This is a genomic window from Streptomyces sp. SudanB182_2057 (assembly GCF_964272715.1).
Lineage (GTDB): Bacteria > Actinomycetota > Actinomycetes > Streptomycetales > Streptomycetaceae > Streptomyces > Streptomyces rubradiris.
In genome coordinates, this window is record NZ_OZ186798.1 from 3,978,129 (window position 1) to 3,996,083 (window position 17,955).

The window sequence follows — 17,955 nt, forward strand, 5'->3', positions numbered from 1 at the left end:
CGGAGCGCCCGCCCGGCGTCAAGAAAAATCACTTAACGAGTGCGCAACACCACGCTCAGCTGCCCCTGTGAAGGTCACGCGAAACCACCTGCAAAGGGCCTTTACCCACCCTCCACCTCAAGGAAGTTCACGCGGCGGACCAGACCCGCGCAACCGGCCCGGTTCACCACGAGTCGTGATCATCGGCACCCCCGGGCCGCGCTCCGGCTCGGTCAGGCGAACGAATGATTTCGGCCAGTTCTCGGGACAACGCGAAAGGGGCCCGGTACACACCGGGCCCCTCTCCACGCGCCTGTACGCGTTCAGTCCTGCTGCTGCCGCTTGGGCCGCCACACCACCAGCGCGCTGGTCTGCTGGACCTCCTGGTACGGCACCAGGTCGCGCCGGTAGGAGGCGTGCACCGCGGCCTCGCGCTGCCGCATCGCCGCCGCCGCGCCGTCCAGGGCCGCCTCCAGCTCCGCGACCCGGGACTGGAGCGCGGCGACCTGGTTCTCCAGCTCGATGATCCGCTTGATACCGGCCAGGTTGATGCCCTCGTCCTGCGACAACTGCTGCACCTGGCGGAGCAGTTCGATGTCACGGGCCGAGTAGCGCCGCCCCCGGCCGGCGGTGCGGTCGGGGGAGACGAGGCCCAGACGGTCGTACTGGCGCAGCGTCTGCGGGTGGAGTCCGGAGAGCTGGGCCGCCACCGAGATGACGTAGACCGGTGTCTCATCGGTCAGTTCGTACGGTGCGAAACCCCCGCGCTGGCGGGGACGACGGCCATCCATCTCTCTCAAGCTCCCTTCGCGGCCTCGAACAGCTCCGCCCGCGGGTCCTCGCCCGCGGTCGCCTCGCGATACGCCTCCAGCGCCTCACGAGCCTTCCCCGACAGGTCCTCGGGAACACGCACCTCCACGGTGACCAGCAGATCGCCGCGGGTGCCGTCCTTGCGGACCGCGCCCTTGCCCCGGGCCCGCATCGTACGGCCGTTCGGGGTGCCCGGGGGCAGTTTCAGGGTGACGGGCGGACCGCCGAGGGTCGGCACCCGCACCTCGCCGCCGAGGGCCGCCTCGGGATACGTCACCGGCACGGTGACGGTGAGGTTGTCGCCCTTGCGCCCGAACACCGGGTGCTCCCGGACGTGGATGACCACGTACAGATCGCCGGCCGGGCCGCCCCGCTCGCCGGGCGCGCCCTTGCCGCGCAGCCGGATGCGCTGGCCGTCGGTCACCCCCGCGGGGATGCGGACCTGCATCGTCCGCGACGACTTGGCGCGCCCGCTGCCCTTGCACTCCTCGCAGGGGTGCTCGGCGATCAGGCCGCGGCCCTTGCAGTCGGGGCAGGGATCGGTGAGCGAGAAGCCGCCGCCGGAGCCCCGCGCGACCTGCCCGGTGCCGACGCAGGTCGGGCACACGCGCGGTGTGCCGTTCTTGTCGCCGGTGCCCGAACAGGCCTTGCAGGGCGCCTGGGAGGACATCCGCAGCGGCACCGTGGCGCCCTCGATGGCCTCCGTGAAGCTCAGCGTCACCTCGGACTCGACGTCCTGGCCGCGCCGGGGCTGGGTCCGCGGACCCGCGGCGCCGCCACGGTTGAACAAGCCCCCGAAGACGTCACCGATGCCGCCGCCGAAGCCTCCGCCCTGGGCGGCGCCGCCGAAGAGGTCGCCCAGGTCGAAGTTGAAGGAGCCGCCGGCCGCGCCCGGTCCGGGGCGGAAGCCGCCGTTGCCGAACAGCGCGCGCGCTTCGTCGTACTCCTTGCGCTTCTTGGGGTCGCCGAGGACGTCGTTCGCCTCGGAGATCTCCTTGAAGCGCTCCTCGGCCTTGGTGTTGCCCTTGTTGGCGTCCGGGTGGAACTCGCGGGCGAGCTTCCGGTACGCCTTCTTGATCTCGGCCTCGGTGGCGTCCTTGGGGACGCCGAGGACCTTGTAGTAGTCCTTCTCGATGAAGTCCTTGGTGCTCATCCCCGACGTCCCTCCTTCCCCTGTGCCGACACGTCAGCCCTCGTCCGGGCCACCGTTCTCCTTGTCGCCGTCCGCCGCGGTCTTGTCCTCGGCGGCGTCCTCCGCCTGGTCCGCCTTGACGGTCTGCGCGCCGGGCTGCGGCTCGGCCACGGCCACCCGCGCGGGGCGGATGGTGCGCTCGCCGATGCGATACCCCGGCTGGAGGATCGCCACGCAGGTCGTCTCCGTGACGTCCGGCGCGTAGCTGTGCATCAGGGCCTCGTGGATGGTCGGGTCGAAGGGCTCGCCCTCCTTGCCGAACTGCTGCAGGCCCATCTTGGCCGCGACGGTCTCCAGCGACTCGGCCACCGACTTGAAGCCGCCGACCAGCTCGCCGTGCTCCCGTGCCCGGCCGATGTCGTCGAGCACCGGGAGCAGCTCGGTCAGGAGGTTCGCCACGGCGATCTCCTTGACCGCGGCCCGGTCGCGCTCGACGCGGCGGCGGTAGTTCTGGTACTCGGCCTGGAGGCGCTGGAGGTCCGCCGTGCGCTCGCCGAGCGCCGTGCGCACCTGGTCCAGCTGGGCGACCAGCCCGGCGTTCTCTGCGTTCCCGTCCCCGGCCGGGGCCGCCCCCTCCTCGGAGGCGGCCTTCGGCTCGGCGTCGTCGGAGGTGGCGCCGGAGGGGACGTCGGGCTTCTCCTCGAAGCCCGGGGTCTCCTCCGTCACGCGGCACCGTCCTTGCGCTCGTCGTCCACGATCTCGGCGTCCACGACGTCGTCGTCCTTGGCGTCACCGGCGGTGGCACCGCCGGCCGCCTGGGCGCCCTGGGCGTCGGCGTACAGGGCCTGGCCCAGCTTCTGCGAGACGGCCGCGACCTTCTCGGTGGCGGTGCGGATCTCGGCGGTGTCCTCGCCCTTGAGCTTCTCCTTCAGCTCGGCGACGGCGGACTCCACCTCGGTCTTGACCTCGCCGGGGACCTTGTCCTCGTTGTCCTTGAGGAACTTCTCGGTCTGGTAGACGAGCTGCTCGCCCTGGTTGCGGGTCTCGGCGGCCTCGCGACGCTTGTGGTCCTCCTCCGCGTAGCGCTCGGCCTCCTCGCGCATGCGGTCGACCTCGTCCTTCGGCAGCGAGGAGCCGCCGGTGACGGTCATCTTCTGCTCCTTGCCGGTGCCGAGGTCCTTCGCCGTGACGTGCATGATGCCGTTGGCGTCGATGTCGAAGGAGACCTCGATCTGCGGGACACCGCGCGGCGCCGGCGGCAGACCGGTCAGCTCGAACATGCCGAGCTTCTTGTTGTACGCCGCGATCTCGCGCTCGCCCTGGTAGACCTGGATCTGCACCGACGGCTGGTTGTCCTCGGCCGTCGTGAAGATCTCCGAGCGCTTGGTCGGGATCGTGGTGTTGCGCTCGATGAGCTTGGTCATGATGCCGCCCTTGGTCTCGATGCCGAGGGACAGCGGGGTGACGTCGAGCAGCAGGACGTCCTTGACCTCGCCCTTGAGGACACCGGCCTGGAGCGAGGCGCCGATGGCGACGACCTCGTCCGGGTTCACACCCTTGTTGGCCTCCTTGCCGCCGGTCAGCTCCTTGACCAGTTCGGCGACGGCGGGCATACGGGTGGAGCCACCGACGAGCACGACGTGGTCGATCTCGTTGATGGAGATGCCGGCGTCCTTGATGACGTTGTGGAACGGCGTCTTGCAGCGCTCCAGCAGGTCGGCCGTCAGCTGCTGGAACTGGGCGCGGGTGAGCTTCTCGTCCAGGTGCAGCGGGCCCTCGGCGGACGCCGTGATGTACGGCAGGTTGATCGAGGTCTCGGTCGAGGAGGACAGCTCGATCTTGGCCTTCTCGGCGGCCTCACGCAGGCGCTGGAGGGCCATCTTGTCCTTGGACAGGTCCACGCCGTGGCCGGACTGGAACTGCTTGACCAGGTAGTCGACGACGCGCTGGTCCCAGTCGTCACCACCGAGGTGGTTGTCGCCGTTGGTGGCCTTCACCTCGACGACGCCGTCGCCGATCTCCAGGAGGGACACGTCGAAGGTGCCGCCGCCGAGGTCGAAGACGAGGATCGTCTGGTCGTCCTTGTCGAGGCCGTAGGCGAGCGCCGCGGCGGTCGGCTCGTTGACGATCCGCAGGACGTTCAGACCGGCGATCTCGCCGGCCTCCTTCGTCGCCTGGCGCTCGGAGTCGTTGAAGTAGGCCGGGACGGTGATGACCGCGTCCGTGACCTTCTCGCCCAGGTACGCCTCGGCGTCCCGCTTCAGCTTCTGCAGGATGAACGCGGAGATCTGCTGCGGGTTGAAGTCCTTCCCGTCCAGCCCGATCTTCCAGTCGGTGCCCATGTGGCGCTTGACGGACCGGATGGTCCGGTCGACGTTGGTGACCGCCTGGCGCTTGGCCACCTCGCCGACGAGCACCTCGCCGTTCTTCGCGAAGGCGACGACGGACGGCGTGGTCCTGGCACCCTCGGCGTTGGTGATGACGGTGGGCTCGCCGCCCTCCAGAACGCTGACGACGGAGTTAGTCGTGCCCAGGTCGATGCCGACCGCACGTGCCATGGTTGATTCCTCCAGCTGACTTGAGTGGAACAGGCTCAAGTGTGCCCGAGGAGGGCCACGGGGTCAACAGACCTGAGTCAATCGGACTCAACTCTTATCCGCTCCTTACACGCAACCGCCCGCTGACCTGCGTGGACGCCGTGCGCTGAGCCGGCGGGACAGGCACCCGAAGGAGTGCGAGGACGGCCACGGCGACGGCGACCGCGCCGGCCACCCAGAGCGCGGCCCCCTCCCCCGTCCACCCCGCGTGCACCAGTACCCCCACGAGCACCGAGGAGAACGAGGCGGCCCCCAGCAGGACGGCCGACCCCGGCGGGGTGAGCCCGAGCCGGCGCAGCCGGTGCGCGAGGTGGTCCGGGCCGCGTCGCAGCAGCGGGCGCCGGGCGGTGGTCCGGGCGAGCACCACGAGCAGGGCGTCGGCGACCGCGACGGCGCCCAGGCAGAACACCACCGCCGCGCTCGGCCCGAGCGCGTACCCCGCGCGCGTGAAGACGACGGCGGAGGACAGCACGAACCCGGTGAACAGCGAGCCGCACGCGCCGAGGCCGATCCGCGCGGGATGCCAGTTGTGCATCAGGAAGCCGGTGAGCGCGGCGGCGACCACGCTCAGCAGCACGGCGAGGCCGTCCATCACCTCGGCGGCCGCGCAGGCGCCCACCCCGAAGGCGGTGATCACCCCGACCGTCCCGGCCAGCCCGTCGGCGTGGTCGAGCCCCCGGAAGGCGAGGGTGGTGAGCACGATCCAGCCGACGGCCAGCAGCCCGCCGGGCAGGCCGGTGTCGTCGTAGGGCACCACCCAGACCGCCGCCACGGCGGTGCCGGCGGCGAGCACGCGGGCGCGCAGCCGCCACACGTCGGCCACCAGCCCCAGGGCGGCGACCGCGGCGGCGGCCGTCAGCAGCTCCCCGACCCCTTCCCCGAGCGGGGCCACCCGGCTCCACTGCCCCATCCCGGCGACCAGGCAGGTGACGGCCACCACGGCGAGCCCGCCGAGCAGCGGGAGGGGACGCTGCCGGCGCCGGTCGAGGATCCCGGCCCGCAGGGCGGGCGCCCGGAGCGCCGCGGCGAGCACGGCGGTCAGGAGGAGGGCGGCGGTAGCGGCGGCGATCCCGTAGAGCACGGCTCTAAGGTAGGGGCGAAAGTATCAATTCGGTACGAATAACACGATCCGATTGCCTGGCGGCGATCCAGATCACCCCGCGCTCTGCTGCATCGCGACGGAAGATGGGGGTAGTCTCAGACGGACTACATAAGTTACCGCTTAGTAATGTTCGTCAGCCCAGACAGCTCGTTCCGACCGAGGCCGCTTCAGGAGCCCCAATGCAACTCGCCGCGATCATCGTGTCGCTGGTCCTGATCGTGGTCGGCGTGGCACTGTTCGGCCGCGCCCTCCTCCAGATCTACAACCACATGCGGCTGGGCCAGCCGGTACCGGCCGGCACGCGGACCAACGATCCCACACAGCGCACCATGACCGTGGTCCGGGAGTTCCTCGGTCACACCCGCATGAACCGCTGGGGCATCGTCGGCGTGGCGCACTGGTTCGTCGCCGTCGGCTTCTTTACCCTGCTGCTGACGATCGTCAACGCCTTCGGGCAGCTGTTCAAGGCGGACTGGATCCTGCCGGTCATCGGCGACTGGGCACCGTACAACGTCTACGTCGAGTTCATCGGCACGATGACCGTGCTCGGCATCCTCGTGCTGATCGCGGTCCGCCAGCTGAGCCACCCGCGCGACCCGGGCCGCAAGTCCCGCTTCGCCGGCTCCAACTTCGGCCAGGCCTACTTCGTCGAGACCGTCATCCTCATCGTCGGCGTCTGCATCTTCATGCTGCACGCCCTCGAAGGCGCCCAGCACCACGTGGACGGCTACGAGGCCTCGTTCTTCATCTCGTACCCGGTCGTCGCCTGGCTGCGCGAGATGGACCTCTCCACGCTCCAGAACCTCACCTACTTCTTCTCCGGCCTCAAGATCGCGACCAGCTTCATCTGGATGATCACGGTCTCGCTGAAGACCGACATGGGCGTGGCCTGGCACCGCTTCCTGGCCTTCCCGAACATCTGGTTCAAGCGCAACGCCGACGGCTCCACCGCGCTCGGCGCGCTCCAGCCGATGACCTCGGGCGGCGAGCCGATCGACTTCGAGGACCCGGGCGAGGACGACGTCTTCGGCGTCTCCCAGGTCGAGCAGTTCTCCTGGAAGGGCCTGCTGGACTTCTCCACCTGCACCGAGTGCGGCCGCTGCCAGTCGCAGTGCCCCGCCTGGAACACCGGCAAGCCGCTCTCGCCGAAGCTGCTGATCATGTCCCTGCGGGACCACGCGCACGCCAAGGCGCCGTACCTGCTCGCGGGCGGCGGCAAGACCGTGGAGGGCGAGGAGAAGGCGACCGAGGAGCAGCTCGCCTCCGTGCCCGCGGCCGCGCTGGCCGAGGCCGAGCGCCCGCTGATCGGTACCGCCGAGGAGAACGGCGTCATCGACCCGGACGTGCTGTGGTCCTGCACCACCTGCGGCGCCTGCGTCGAGCAGTGCCCGGTGGACATCGAGCACGTCGACCACATCGTGGACATGCGCCGCTACCAGGTGATGATCGAGAGCGCCTTCCCCTCCGAGGCGGGCACGATGCTCAAGAACCTGGAGAAGAAGGGCAACCCCTGGGGCCTGGCGAAGAAGCAGCGCCTGGAGTGGACCAAGGAGGTCGACTTCGAGGTCCCGGTCGTCGGCAAGGACATCGAGGACCTCACCGAGGTCGAGTACCTGTACTGGGTCGGCTGCGCCGGCGCCCTGGAGGACCGCGCCAAGAAGACCACCAAGGCCTTCGCCGAGCTGCTGCACATCGCGGGCGTGAAGTTCGCGATCATGGGTGGCGACGAGAAGTGCACCGGTGACTCCGCCCGCCGCCTGGGCAACGAGCCGCTGTTCCAGGAGCTCGGCATGGAGAACGTCGCCGCGCTGAACATGGCGTTCGGCGAGGATGACGAGGACCCGGCCACCAAGAAGCCGAAGTCCGCGAAGAAGATCGTCGCCACCTGCCCGCACTGCCTGAACACGCTCGGCAACGAGTACCCGCAGCTCGGCGGCGACTACGAGGTCATCCACCACACCCAGCTGCTCCAGCACCTGGTGGACGAGGGCAAGCTCGTCCCCGTCACCCCGGTCGAGGGCATCATCACCTACCACGACCCCTGCTACCTGGGCCGCCACAACAAGATCTACACGCCCCCGCGCGAGATCATCGGCAAGGTCCCCGGCCTCAGGAACGAGGAGATGCACCGCCACAAGGAGCGCGGCTTCTGCTGCGGCGCCGGCGGCGCGCGGATGTGGATGGAGGAGCGGATCGGCAAGCGCATCAACAACGAGCGCGTCGACGAGGCCCTCTCCCTCAACCCGGACATCGTCTCCACCGCCTGCCCGTTCTGCCTGGTCATGCTCACCGACTCGGTGAACGGCAAGAAGAACGAGGGCAAGGCCAAGGAGTCGATCCAGGTGGTCGACGTCGCCCAGCTGCTCCTGGAGTCCGTCAAGACGCCGGCCGACCCGGCGGGCGACGCGGAGGCCGCGAGCGAGCCGGAGCCGGAGCCGGTGAAGTAGCTCCGCTCCCACCGATGTACGGCGCCCCCTGCTTCGCACAGGCAGGGGGCGCCGTCATGTCTCCGCGGGGTTCGGCGGGGTTCCGCGGGGGCGTCCGGCTCAGGCGCCCTTGGGACCGGCCTGCTGGACCACGTCGAAGGACCACAGGGTCGAGCCGGAGGCCGCCGGCTTCGGACGCTCGCCGCCTTCGCCGCCGCCCTCGCCGCCGCCCTGGTGCGCGGTCTTCATCGGCCCCTCCATCCAGGCCTGGAAGGACTCCTCGTCCCGCCAGCGGGTGTAGACGAGGTACTGGTCGGTGCCCTCCACGGGCCGCAGCAGCTCGAACCACTCGAAGCCGTCGGAGTTCTCCACCGCGTGGGCCCGCGACGCGAACCGCTTCTCCAGCACCTCCCGCTGCTCGGCGGGAACGGTCAGCACGTTGATCTTCACTACGCTCATGGACCCATCCTGGACCATGACCCCCCGCCGAACGACGCGGAACCCCGAGGGAATTCGGGGTGGGACGCCGGACGGTCCCCTAGGTCCTGTCTTCAAATGTCACGCCCACATCAGCAGCGATGCGAGGGTGACGGCTGCTTGGTAGGACTCGGCGGTCTTGTCGTAGCGGGTCGCGATGCCTCGCCATTGCTTCAGGCGGTTGAAGCACCGTTCCACTACGTTGCGCCGCTTGTAGAGCTGCTTGTCGAAGACCGGCGGGCGCCCGCCCCGGCTGCCGCGCCGGAGCCGGTTGCGGACCTGGTCGGCCCGCTCGGGGATGGTGTGGCTGATGCCCCGGCGTCGCAGCCAGGTCCGGATGGCCCTGGAGCTGTAGCCCTTGTCGCCCAGGACGTGGGCGGGCCGCACGCGGGGCCGTCCCGGGCCGATGCGGGGCACGCGGATCTGCTCCATCACGGCGGTGAACTGCGTGCAGTCGTTGGTGTTCCCGCCCGTGACCGTGAAGGCGAGCGGGCGGCCAAAGGCGTCGCAGGCCAGGTAAATCTTGCTGGTCAGTCCGCCTCGGGAGCGTCCGAGGCCGGGGACGCGCAGCCCCCTTTTCTGGCCCCGGCGGCGTGCTGGTGGGCACGGACGACGGTGGAGTCGACCGACACCAGCCAGTCGATGTTCCCGGCCGCGTCCGCCCGCGCCTGGGCGGCACGGAGCATCCGCTCGAAGGTGCCGTCCAGGGCCCAGCGGCGGAAGCGGGTGTGGAGCGTGTGCCACGGACCGTACCGCTCGGGCACATCCCGCCAAGCGGTGCCGGTCCGGAACTTCCACACGATCCCGTTGAGCACGGTGCGGTCGTCCAACCGCTTCCGCCCCCGCAAGGACTCGGGCAACAACGGTCGAACGAACTCCCACTCAGCATCGGACAGTTCATGACGACGTATCACCCAACCATGATCCACTACTCAAGATCATTTGAAGACACGGCCTAGGGGATGTCACAGGTCGGCCGCAAAGCCGGGCGAAGGCCACAGGCCCCGTCACGCGGGCCGTCCGGACCAGGTACGTTCGATGACGTGGCTGGATTCAGGATCGGACGCGGGGGCCGGGACGACCGTACCCCCCAAGGACAGCAGGCGCCCCAGGGACCGGCGTACGGACACGGGCACGGCCCCGCACAGCCCGGGGGACCGGCGTACGGGCAGCCGCCGTACGGCCGCCCGGGCCCCTCGGGTCCCGCGGGCCCCTCGTACGGCTACCCGTCGGCGCCACAGCCGCCGTACCCGCATCAGGGACAGCCCTACGGCTACCCGGGCCCCGCGGACGACGGCCCCGAGTACTTCGGCGACGGCGGCCACCAGGGCGGCGGCCACGGCGGGCACGACCCCTACGCGGCGAACCAGCCGGGCCACACCCAGGCGTTCTCGGTCGACGAGGCCGCGACCTACACCCAGGGCGCGACCTACCAGGCCGGGTCCGCCCCCGCGCCGGCCGCACCGATCGGCCCGCCGCTGCACTGGAAGGACCTGCTGAAGGGGATCGTGCTCGCCCCCAACGAGACGTTCCTGCGCATGCGGGACTACACGATGTGGATCCCCGCCCTCATCGTGACCTTCCTCTACGGCCTGCTCGCCGTCTTCGGCTTCGACGGCGCCCGCGAGGACGCGATCAGCGCGACCCTGTCCAACGCGGTGCCCATCGTGCTGGTGACGGCGATCGTGATGGTGCTGGGCCTGTTCGTCCTGGGCGCGGTCACCCACACCCTGGCCCGCCAGCTCGGCGGCGACGGCGCCTGGCAGCCCACGGTCGGCCTGTCCATGCTGATCACGGCCCTCACCGACGCGCCCCGGCTGATCGTGGCCATGTTCTTCGGCGGCGACGCCGGCTTCGTCCAGATCCTCGGCTGGGCCACCTGGCTCGGCGCCGGCGCCCTGCTGACGCTGATGGTCTCCCGCTCCCACGACCTGCCCTGGCCGAGGGCGCTGGGGGCGGCGGCGATCCAGCTGATCGCGCTGCTGTCGATCGTGAAGCTCGGCACGTTCTAGGTACCGGCGCATGGGAAAGGGGCCCCCGCGAGGGCCCCTTTCCCATGTCTGCGCGCCGGAGGCTAGGCGTCGAGAACCTGCCCGGCCCGCTTCACGACGGGCGGCTCGACGCTCCAGGGGAAGTTGATCCAGTCGTCGGTCCGCTTCCACACGTACTCGCACTTCACGAGCGAGTGGGACTTCTCGTAGACCACCGCGGAGCGCACCTCGGCGACGGTGTCCAGGCAGAAGTCGCGGACGAGCTTGAGCGTCTTGCCGGTGTCGGCGACGTCGTCGGTGATCAGGACCTTCTTGTCGGAGAAGTCGATCACGTTGGGAACGGGGGCGAGCATGACCGGCATTTCCAGGGTGGTCCCCACGCCGGTGTAGAACTCCACGTTGACCAGGTGGATGTTCTTGCAGTCGAGGGCGTAGGCGAGCCCGCCCGCGACGAAGACACCGCCCCGGGCGATGCTCAGCACGATGTCGGGCTCGTACCCGTCGTCGGCGATGGTCTGCGCCAGTTCCCGGATGGCGGTGCCGAACCGCTCGTAGGTCAGGTTCTCCCGCACGTCTGCGCTGCTCATGCTGTAGTGGCCCTCACACCTGGGTCCGATGGAAATTGAGGAAGGACCGCGAGGCGGTCGGCCCGCGCTGCCCCTGGTACCGCGAACCGTAGCGCTCACTGCCGTACGGGGACTCGGCGGGCGAGGTCAGCCGGAACATGCACAGCTGGCCGATCTTCATGCCCGGCCACAGCTTGATGGGGAGCGTGGCGAGGTTGGACAGTTCGAGGGTCACGTGCCCGCTGAAGCCGGGGTCGATGAACCCGGCGGTGGAGTGCGTGACCAGCCCGAGCCGCCCGAGCGAGCTCTTCCCCTCGAGCCGCGAGGCGAGGTCGTCGGGCAGCGTGATGACCTCGTAGGTGGAGGCGAGCACGAACTCCCCGGGGTGCAGGATGAACGGCTCGTCCCCTTCGGGCTCCACCAGCCGCGTCAGGTCCGCCTGCTCGACCGAGGGGTCGATGTGCGGGTAGCGGTGGTTCTCGAACACCCGGAAGTACCGGTCCAGCCGCACGTCGATGCTCGACGGCTGCACCATGGATTCGTCATAGGGATCGATCCGTACCCGCCCGGCGTCGATCTCGGCCCGGATGTCCTTGTCTGAGAGAAGCACGTAGCGAGGATACGCAAGGCGCGCGGAACCATCGCAATCACGACGGCGCCGCGCGCTCCCTGTCACGCCCCGGCTACGACCGGTGTGCGCTGCTCTCCCGCCTACCGCTTCTCCAGTACGACGGGCACCGCGCTCCGCAGCCGGGCGCATCGCGGACACCGCACGAGCCGACCGGGGCCGAGCCGCTCGGCCTGCTGCATCGGGAACGAAGCGGTGCTGAAGACGTGCCCGTCCGCGCAGCGGACGACGGTGCGTTGCATCAAGTCCCTCAAGTCCCTTCCCCAAGAGCCGCGTCCGGCGTTCTACCCGGACGCCAAAAGCCACATTACGGGATCAAAGAGACGACTCTCCAGGCGGCACTCCGGCCCCCACGGTACGCCCCAACTCACGCCACCCGCAGCCGGATCCCCGACCCTGGAACACCAGGACTCCGCGATGATGTAGAGTGAGCGAGCGTCCGGACAAGGGATTCCCCGAACCCCATGTCCGTACATACGCGGGTGTAGTTTAATGGTAGAACATCAGCTTCCCAAGCTGAGAGCGCGAGTTCGATTCTCGTCACCCGCTCCACGCTGAAGGCCCAGGTCAGAGACCTGGGCCTTGTTGTTGTGTCCGGTGATCAGTCGCCGCGTGCCAGATCCGTGCCAGAAGACTTGTCGGCCCTCTTCTTGGCAGCCTCCGCCCGAGCCTTCCGAACGGTGGCGTCGAGGCCGGCGGCGACCTCTTCCTGGCGCTCCTCGTCGGAGTGCTGGTAGATCAGCGCGGCCTTCTCGGAGGACTGCCCGGCGCGGACCATCGTGTCCTTGAGGGTGGCGCCGGACCGGGTGGAGAGCGTGTGCCCGGTGTGGCGGAGGTCGTAGAACCGGAAGCCCTCGGGCATGCCGACGATCTCACGTGCCTTACGCCACTTCCGCCCGAAGGTGCTACGGCGGAAGGGGGCGCCCTTCTCCCCCACGAAGACCAGCCCGTCCGGCCCCGGCTCGGCGTACGACTCCAGGTGCCAGCGCAGCTCCCGGCGGAGAAACGCGGGAAGAATCACAGTCCGGGTCCCTGCCTCCGACTTCGTCTCGCCCCGGACGCGTCGTCCGTTCATCCGCTCGGGTTCGGCAAGGCGGACCCTGATCCGCAGGTTCTCCAGGTCGACGTCCCGGCGGCGCAGGCCGGCCAGCTCTTCCGGCCGCATCGGGCCGTAGGCGCCGAGGTAGACCATCAGCCGCCACCGCATCCCGACCGCTTCGGCGAGCGCGTCGACCTGGGCCACGGTGGCAATGCGCCGTTCGGCCGCCTTCTCCTTCCCGGCGCCCTTGATCCGGCACGGATTGCGCGTGATCAGCTCATCGTCCACGGCCGTCTCCATGATGGCCTTCAGGAGGCGGTAGGCCTTGGCCGTCATGGTCTTGGCCCCGGTCACCCGCAGCCGCTCGGCCCGCCACTCACGCACGAGCGGCGCCGTGATCTCGTCCAGGTCGGAGTCGGCGAAGGCGGCCAGATACTTGTCGAGAAGGTAGCGGTACAGGTCGCGGGTGAGCGGGGCCAGTTCCCGTTCCTCCACCCACTTGTCGGCGTAGGCCCGGAAGCTCACCGCACCGGCCTCCGGGTCCCGCCACTCTCCCCGTCGGATCTCGGTCTGCTTCTCCGCGAGCCAGTCGTCCGCGTCCGCGATCGTCGCGAAGGTCTCGGGCGCCGGGCGCATCACACCGTCCGGTCCGGGATACCGCGCCTGATAACGGCCGGAGGGAAGCCGCCTGATCGCACCGAAACGGCGGCGCCTGCCCTTGTTGTTGGCCATCAGGCAGCCCGCCCGTAGCGCGTACGAGGACGCCTCAGCGGCTCCACCGTGCGGGCCCTGATGAACTCCTCCACCGCACTCTCCGGGATGCGCACATGCCGGCCGACCTTCACGTACCGGATGCGCCGCTCCTCGATCAGCCGCCGGGGGAAGCGAGCGGTCGTGCCGAGCAGTTCGGCGACCTGGTCCACGGACAGGTAGCGGTCGTTCATGCTGCGAGATCCCCTTCCGTGCCGGTTGCGGTTGGGCGAGAGGTGGAGAGCCAGGCTTCCGCGGAGGTCAGCCCGGTCCCGGCGAAGCGCCAGTGGGAGAGGACGAGGACGGTGTCCGGGTCGGGCAGGGGGTGGCCCGCTTCGGCCGCGCGGGCACGAGCCAGGGCTTCGTTGTGGTCGGCGCGTTCCTGGCGGAGGGCGCCAAGGGTGACGGAGTAGGTGCGGGACTTGGTGGAGAAGTGGCCGCGGAAGCCGAGCATGTGGGCCCACTTGCGCAGGCGCAGCGCTTCCAGTTCGGGGAGCGCGCCGAGGTGCCAGCAGGTGAGGATCATCCGGCGGGCGTGGTCGGTGACGCCGGAGCCGATCAGGTCGGTGATCGGGTTGCGGACGGGGCGGTCGAGGGTGCCGGCCGTCTCGGCTCCCTTGGTGGCGTACTTGGCGATGTAGGCGGCCGCGGCCCGGCTGGACAGCTCCGAGGTGCCCGCGAAGTCCGCCGAGCGGATGGGGCGGATGTCGAGCTGGTCGCCGAAGCGGAAGGCGTAGGCGCGGCCGTCGATGACCGGGCCGGGTGTCTCGGCGAGGCGGGCGGCCGAGCGGATCGCGTCGGTGAGGAGTTCGGTCGTCGCCCAGGCCGGCGGGTCGTCCTCCGCGCCTCCCGGACCGTCGAGGCGGATGACCGCATGGAAATGGACGGCGCCGCGCCGCTGGTACTCGGCGACCTTGGCGTACGACACCCGGACGCAGTCGCGTGACGCTGAGCGGGTGAGGCCCGCGCGGGAGGCGATCTGCTGGCGCAGATAGGTAGCGAACCGGCCCCAGAGCGCACCCGCGTGCGCGTTCCAGAGGACGGCCGCACGGTAGTCGTAGCGCTCCGGGTCGAGCGGCGTGCCCAGAGCGGGGTCGTCCTCGGCGTGCGTGCGCCCGCAGCGGCATCGCCCACCGGCCGGGCGGTTGTGGACCGGGCCGAAGGACGGCGCGGTGAAGGTCGCGAAGACGCGGGGGTGCCGGGCGACCGCCGGACCGATGCCCTTGCCGCCGCTCAGCCCGGCCGTGACGAGGTGGAAGGTGTCTTTGCGGTACGTCTCCGCGCAGGTGGCACACCTGGTGGCGCGACGGTTGTTGCAGCGGATGAGGAGCTGCCCCGCCGGAAGGTCGCGGTCGGTGATCTCCCGGACGATCTCACCGGTGGTCGCGTGGACGTCGAGCCGGTGCCCCTCCATTCGTACGGGCCGCTCGCAGCCGCCAAGACGCTGGATCTGCCGGGCGTAGGAGCCGAGGTCACCGTGCCGGGCGAGGGCGGCCAGGTGACGGATGGCTCCAAGGGGAGCCGGTGGACGCATGTGCAGGTTCCTCCTTGTGGTGCGGGTGCTGGATCCCGCCCTGACTGTCTAGGGGTCTAGACAGTCAGGGCAGACGAAAGGAGTCGTTGGTTCAGCGGCGGGTGAGGAGAGAGCGGAGAACGACGGCGCACACGGCGACCGAGGTGGCGGTCACGGTGACGGCGAGCAGCATGGAGACGAGGACGGCACCCACGACCAGGACCACGGCGGTCCCACCACCAACGAGGGCGAGCGCCGTGCCGGGCGTCAACTGGATGGTCGGGCGGGCCGGCACCAGAGGAGTGGGCGTCGAGGGCGTGACCGGGGTAGCTGCGGACGGTTCCACGGCAGTCGTAGGCGCGGCGACCGGGACGGTCGGTTGCGGCATGGTGGGGATCTTCGGCCGGATCATGAGCAGGGCTCCTTACGGGTCACTTGACGAGGGAGTCGATGACGGGGGCCAGCAGGCTGTCGGTCAGCAGGTAGCCGCCGAGGAGGAGCACGGCGACGAGCCACCAGGGCGGGCGGATGAGCTTGACGCCCAGGACCGCGACGCAGAGCAGGGCGAGCCAGAGCGGGACGCGCATGCGGTGATCTCCTGTCAGGCCGAGCAGCGGTGGGTGCGGGCGGCGAGTTCGGCGGCGGCGCGGGAGTCGTACTCGGCCGAGAAGTCGCAGCGGGGTGCGGTGCAGGCGGCCAGATGGCGGTGCCTGCCGCGGTCGATGTAGGAGGCGACGTTCACGGGGCCGATACGGCGGACGTTGCGGAAGCGGCGGTTCATGGCGGTGCTCCTCTCACAGGTGGGCGGCGACGGAGGCGGTCATGGACGGGGGAAGGCCGAGCCGTGCGCGGACGGCGTCGGGGTCGGCGGGGCGGCCGGTGGCCGAGCGGTGTTCGTCGGCCAGGGCCCGGGCGCGCTGGATGAGGGCGGGTGGGAGCGCGACGGCGGGACCGGGCGGAGGCGGAGCCGGAACGGCTTCCGGTTCGGCGGGGGCGGGAGCCGGGGTAGGTGCCGGCAGTTCTTCCGGCTCCGGACCGTCGACAGCAGCCGGAGCAGGGTCCCGTTGCTCGTGCGGAGTAGCTGTCGGCGAGTCTGGGAGCACCAGGGATTCCTGGCCGGGCGGTGTGTGGGCCAGCAGAGTGCCGCCGAAGAAGGCGACGGCGGGCCAGCCTGCGACCACCACGCGGAGCGAGGCGGGAACGTGGTCCAGGTCGAGGAGTCCGGCGGTGGCGACGTTGGCACCGAGGGAGGCGGCAAGGGCCACCAGGAACCACAGCCGTGGACTGCCCGCCGCCTGCCCCGTTCGCTGCAACTGGCGCATCCGGCGCCAGGAGGCGACCAGCAACAGGTCGACGCTGACGGGATAGGCCCACGCCTTCCATCCGCCCTGTCCGGCCGCTGCGGCGAGGTCGTGCAAGTGGGAGAAGGACAGGGCGCCCGCGATGACGGCCTGGACGACGACGGCGTCCACGCGGGCCAGGTGGGCACGCATCGGCTCCGGTTCCTTTCTGTCTCGGGCATGGGAGGGGTAGGGACATGGCGCGAGGCGGTCACGCCGGCCGCAGGGGAAGAGAGGGGATTACTCGGTCACCGGGCGCACGGTGGGCGTGGCGCCGGTCGAGGAGGACGGCCCGGCCCAGGCGACGGCGACGGCGGGCCGGAAGCGGTCGAGCCGGGGCAGTTCAGGGACCAGAGCCGAGGTGTCACGGCAGACGGCCGCCGCATCTTCGAGCGAGAGAAGAGGAGAGCGGACGCGGGACCATCCGCCGGACGAGTCGCCGACGACTGCGACGCCGGGCCGGTCGGCAGGAATGGATGTGGCGGCCAGAGCTGCTTCGGGAGAGATGTCGGCCAGGGCCATGTTCGCCGAGGCTTCGTCGTTGACGCGGTGGCAGACGCGGCCGGTCAGTTGCGCACGCAGCATGGTGGCGCCCTTGCCGAGTTCCGAGCCGAAGCGCTGCCCACAGACTTCGAGGTAGATGCCGGCCGCGCGGCCGAGCTGGGCGAGGCGGATGAGCTTGGTGACCATCGCGTCGCGCCGTTTCTCGTCGTCCCGGTTCGCGGCGAGGAAGAGTTCCGCCACCTCGTCAACGACCAGCACTACCGGGACTGGCCGCACGGCGTCCGGCAGCCCCCAGACGTCCGAGGTGAGAACAGCGTCCGGATCGGCACCACTGAGCCCGATCAGCCGAAACCGGTCCTCCATCTCTTCCAACAGCGCGTCGAGGAGGTCGTTCGCCCGATCCGGGTCGTCGGCCAGCGCCGACAACCGGGGTGCGAAGGGCGCCAGTTCCACACCCCATTTGCAGTCGATCCCAACGAGGACGACCCGCTGCCGGGCCAGGCCGCACAGCAAGTTGCGCAGGTAGACGGACTTTCCGGACTGCGTGGCGCCGAGAATCAGTTCGTGCGGCACCATGCGGAAGTCGCGTACGTGCCAGTCGCCGTCCTCTCGCAGCGCCAGCGGCAGGCGAAGCGGCTCGGCCGAAGCCTGCCGCCGGGCGGGCCGCACATCGGCGAGCACGTCCCACCCAACGAGCCGCAGTTCGAGCCAGCCCGGTTTCGTGGGGCGTACGTGGACGGCGTGAGCGCCCCAGGCATGGCGCAGTCGGTCGGCCGAGGCGGTGAAGTCCTCGGGCGCCTGCCCGGTCGCCATGCGCAGCCGCATGACGAGTCCGGATGCGTTGGGCCGGGGGAAGGACCGCCGTGGCGGCACGGGGGCCGCGTGCCGCCCGATCACCCGGGCCGTGGCGACCCGGACGGCGGAAGCCGGGACCGTCAGGCCGCACGCGTCCATCGTCGCCCGGTACGACAGCAGCACCCGCAACGCGACGACCGGATACCCGACCAGCCACCAGAACACCACCGGCATCCGCCGACGGACTACCAGCAGCACGACCACGAGGAGCAGGACCAGCAGCACCCAAGCGACGTCAGTCATGGC

General features: G+C 70.2%; 20 protein-coding genes and 1 tRNA gene. 3 read left to right on the plus strand and 18 right to left on the minus strand.

Features of this window, described 5'->3' with window-relative positions; translation table 11 throughout:
* Positions 1-302: 302 nt before the first annotated feature.
* From ACSURM_RS17230 to ACSURM_RS17250, 5 genes are all read right to left on the minus strand, one after another.
* Positions 303-770 carry a heat shock protein transcriptional repressor HspR gene (locus ACSURM_RS17230; RefSeq protein ID WP_359050656.1) on the minus strand — a complete coding sequence of 156 codons (468 nt, stop codon included), beginning with the start codon at positions 768-770 and terminating at the stop codon, positions 303-305.
* Positions 771-775: 5 nt separating this feature from the next.
* Positions 776-1,942, minus strand: coding sequence for a molecular chaperone DnaJ (gene dnaJ, locus ACSURM_RS17235; RefSeq protein WP_436956063.1), 1,167 nt, complete (start codon positions 1,940-1,942; stop codon positions 776-778).
* Between the two features lie 33 nt (positions 1,943-1,975).
* On the minus strand, positions 1,976-2,647 hold the full coding sequence (gene grpE, locus ACSURM_RS17240; RefSeq protein ID WP_436956064.1) for a nucleotide exchange factor GrpE: 672 nt from the start codon (positions 2,645-2,647) through the stop codon (positions 1,976-1,978).
* Positions 2,644-4,479, minus strand: coding sequence for a molecular chaperone DnaK (dnaK, locus tag ACSURM_RS17245; protein ID WP_189755733.1), 1,836 nt, complete (start codon positions 4,477-4,479; stop codon positions 2,644-2,646). The genes grpE and dnaK overlap by 4 nt, the downstream gene beginning before the upstream one ends.
* A 94-nt stretch (positions 4,480-4,573) precedes the next feature.
* Entirely contained in the window at positions 4,574-5,599 is a 1,026-nt protein-coding gene (locus ACSURM_RS17250; RefSeq protein ID WP_436956066.1) for an MraY family glycosyltransferase, read from the minus strand.
* A 200-nt stretch (positions 5,600-5,799) separates the two neighbouring features.
* Here ACSURM_RS17250 and ACSURM_RS17255 point away from each other — a divergent pair, with 200 nt between their 5' ends.
* Entirely contained in the window at positions 5,800-8,067 is a 2,268-nt protein-coding gene (locus ACSURM_RS17255) for a (Fe-S)-binding protein (protein ID WP_436956068.1), read from the plus strand.
* A gap of 99 nt (positions 8,068-8,166) precedes the next feature.
* On the opposite strand, the gene ACSURM_RS17260 is transcribed toward ACSURM_RS17255, so the two are convergent.
* Positions 8,167-8,505, minus strand: coding sequence for an antibiotic biosynthesis monooxygenase family protein (locus ACSURM_RS17260; RefSeq protein WP_436956070.1), 339 nt, complete (start codon positions 8,503-8,505; stop codon positions 8,167-8,169).
* A gap of 99 nt (positions 8,506-8,604) precedes the next feature.
* Positions 8,605-9,434 (minus strand): IS5 family transposase gene (locus tag ACSURM_RS17265; RefSeq protein ID WP_436961122.1). Its coding sequence is split into 2 segments (ribosomal slippage): positions 8,605-9,104 and positions 9,104-9,434, totalling 831 coding nucleotides; the frame shifts between segments, so codons are not numbered across the junction.
* 51 nt (positions 9,435-9,485) lie between these two features.
* Here ACSURM_RS17265 and ACSURM_RS17270 point away from each other — a divergent pair.
* The gene (locus ACSURM_RS17270; RefSeq protein ID WP_436956071.1) at positions 9,486-10,535 is read left to right on the plus strand and encodes a YIP1 family protein; all 1,050 of its coding nucleotides are present in this window, start codon (positions 9,486-9,488) and stop codon (positions 10,533-10,535) included.
* 62 nt (positions 10,536-10,597) lie between these two features.
* Here the strand turns inward: ACSURM_RS17270 and ACSURM_RS17275 are convergent, their stop codons facing one another.
* From ACSURM_RS17275 to ACSURM_RS17285, 3 genes are all read right to left on the minus strand, one after another.
* Positions 10,598-11,101, minus strand: a complete 504-nt coding sequence (locus ACSURM_RS17275; RefSeq protein ID WP_181797374.1) for a phosphoribosyltransferase — start codon at positions 11,099-11,101, stop codon at positions 10,598-10,600.
* Between the two features lie 13 nt (positions 11,102-11,114).
* Complete coding sequence (dcd, locus tag ACSURM_RS17280; RefSeq protein WP_318202246.1) at positions 11,115-11,690, minus strand: dCTP deaminase; 576 nt, start codon at positions 11,688-11,690, stop codon at positions 11,115-11,117.
* Positions 11,691-11,791: 101 nt separating this feature from the next.
* Positions 11,792-11,950 carry a hypothetical protein gene (locus ACSURM_RS17285; protein WP_181797373.1) on the minus strand — a complete coding sequence of 53 codons (159 nt, stop codon included), beginning with the start codon at positions 11,948-11,950 and terminating at the stop codon, positions 11,792-11,794.
* Positions 11,951-12,186: 236 nt separating this feature from the next.
* On the opposite strand from ACSURM_RS17285, the gene ACSURM_RS17290 reads away from it, so the two are divergent.
* Positions 12,187-12,260: transfer RNA gene (locus ACSURM_RS17290), tRNA-Gly, on the plus strand.
* Between the two features lie 49 nt (positions 12,261-12,309).
* On the opposite strand, the gene ACSURM_RS17295 is transcribed toward ACSURM_RS17290, so the two are convergent.
* The 8 genes from ACSURM_RS17295 to ACSURM_RS17330 all read right to left on the minus strand — a co-directional run bounded on the left by ACSURM_RS17295 (position 12,310) and on the right by ACSURM_RS17330 (position 17,952).
* Positions 12,310-13,479 (minus strand): tyrosine-type recombinase/integrase, encoded by a 1,170-nt coding sequence (locus ACSURM_RS17295; protein WP_436956074.1) that lies wholly within the window; start codon positions 13,477-13,479, stop codon positions 12,310-12,312.
* On the minus strand, positions 13,479-13,691 hold the full coding sequence (locus ACSURM_RS17300) for an excisionase family DNA-binding protein (protein WP_181797371.1): 213 nt from the start codon (positions 13,689-13,691) through the stop codon (positions 13,479-13,481). Before ACSURM_RS17300 ends, ACSURM_RS17295 begins: the two co-directional genes overlap by 1 nt.
* Positions 13,688-15,031 carry a replication initiator gene (locus ACSURM_RS17305; protein WP_436956076.1) on the minus strand — a complete coding sequence of 448 codons (1,344 nt, stop codon included), beginning with the start codon at positions 15,029-15,031 and terminating at the stop codon, positions 13,688-13,690. Before ACSURM_RS17305 ends, ACSURM_RS17300 begins: the two co-directional genes overlap by 4 nt.
* 91 nt (positions 15,032-15,122) lie before the next feature.
* Positions 15,123-15,422, minus strand: a complete 300-nt coding sequence (locus tag ACSURM_RS17310; RefSeq protein ID WP_436956077.1) for a SpdD-like protein — start codon at positions 15,420-15,422, stop codon at positions 15,123-15,125.
* Positions 15,423-15,441: 19 nt separating this feature from the next.
* Positions 15,442-15,597, minus strand: coding sequence for a hypothetical protein (locus ACSURM_RS17315; protein WP_365946786.1), 156 nt, complete (start codon positions 15,595-15,597; stop codon positions 15,442-15,444).
* Between the two features lie 14 nt (positions 15,598-15,611).
* Complete coding sequence (locus tag ACSURM_RS17320; protein WP_030734401.1) at positions 15,612-15,791, minus strand: mobile element transfer protein; 180 nt, start codon at positions 15,789-15,791, stop codon at positions 15,612-15,614.
* A 13-nt stretch (positions 15,792-15,804) separates the two neighbouring features.
* A complete protein-coding gene (locus ACSURM_RS17325; protein ID WP_436956079.1) occupies positions 15,805-16,503 on the minus strand; it encodes a DUF2637 domain-containing protein in 699 nt (232 codons plus the stop codon).
* A gap of 87 nt (positions 16,504-16,590) precedes the next feature.
* The gene (locus ACSURM_RS17330; protein ID WP_436956080.1) at positions 16,591-17,952 is read right to left on the minus strand and encodes an FtsK/SpoIIIE domain-containing protein; all 1,362 of its coding nucleotides are present in this window, start codon (positions 17,950-17,952) and stop codon (positions 16,591-16,593) included.
* Positions 17,953-17,955 lie beyond the last annotated feature (3 nt).

Coding starts and splice junctions, on each gene's coding strand:
- ACSURM_RS17230 (WP_359050656.1), bottom strand. CDS start 770: ATGGATGGCCGTCGTCCCCGCCAGCGCGGGGGTTTCGCACCGTACGAA.
- dnaJ (WP_436956063.1), bottom strand. CDS start 1,942: ATGAGCACCAAGGACTTCATCGAGAAGGACTACTACAAGGTCCTCGGC.
- dnaK (WP_189755733.1), bottom strand. CDS start 4,479: ATGGCACGTGCGGTCGGCATCGACCTGGGCACGACTAACTCCGTCGTC.
- ACSURM_RS17255 (WP_436956068.1), top strand. CDS start 5,800: ATGCAACTCGCCGCGATCATCGTGTCGCTGGTCCTGATCGTGGTCGGC.
- ACSURM_RS17260 (WP_436956070.1), bottom strand. CDS start 8,505: ATGAGCGTAGTGAAGATCAACGTGCTGACCGTTCCCGCCGAGCAGCGG.
- ACSURM_RS17270 (WP_436956071.1), top strand. CDS start 9,486: ATGTCACAGGTCGGCCGCAAAGCCGGGCGAAGGCCACAGGCCCCGTCA.
- ACSURM_RS17275 (WP_181797374.1), bottom strand. CDS start 11,101: ATGAGCAGCGCAGACGTGCGGGAGAACCTGACCTACGAGCGGTTCGGC.
- ACSURM_RS17285 (WP_181797373.1), bottom strand. CDS start 11,950: ATGCAACGCACCGTCGTCCGCTGCGCGGACGGGCACGTCTTCAGCACC.
- ACSURM_RS17295 (WP_436956074.1), bottom strand. CDS start 13,479: ATGGCCAACAACAAGGGCAGGCGCCGCCGTTTCGGTGCGATCAGGCGG.
- ACSURM_RS17300 (WP_181797371.1), bottom strand. CDS start 13,691: ATGAACGACCGCTACCTGTCCGTGGACCAGGTCGCCGAACTGCTCGGC.
- ACSURM_RS17305 (WP_436956076.1), bottom strand. CDS start 15,031: ATGCGTCCACCGGCTCCCCTTGGAGCCATCCGTCACCTGGCCGCCCTC.
- ACSURM_RS17310 (WP_436956077.1), bottom strand. CDS start 15,422: ATGATCCGGCCGAAGATCCCCACCATGCCGCAACCGACCGTCCCGGTC.
- ACSURM_RS17315 (WP_365946786.1), bottom strand. CDS start 15,597: ATGCGCGTCCCGCTCTGGCTCGCCCTGCTCTGCGTCGCGGTCCTGGGC.
- ACSURM_RS17320 (WP_030734401.1), bottom strand. CDS start 15,791: ATGAACCGCCGCTTCCGCAACGTCCGCCGTATCGGCCCCGTGAACGTC.
- ACSURM_RS17325 (WP_436956079.1), bottom strand. CDS start 16,503: ATGCGTGCCCACCTGGCCCGCGTGGACGCCGTCGTCGTCCAGGCCGTC.
- ACSURM_RS17330 (WP_436956080.1), bottom strand. CDS start 17,952: ATGACTGACGTCGCTTGGGTGCTGCTGGTCCTGCTCCTCGTGGTCGTG.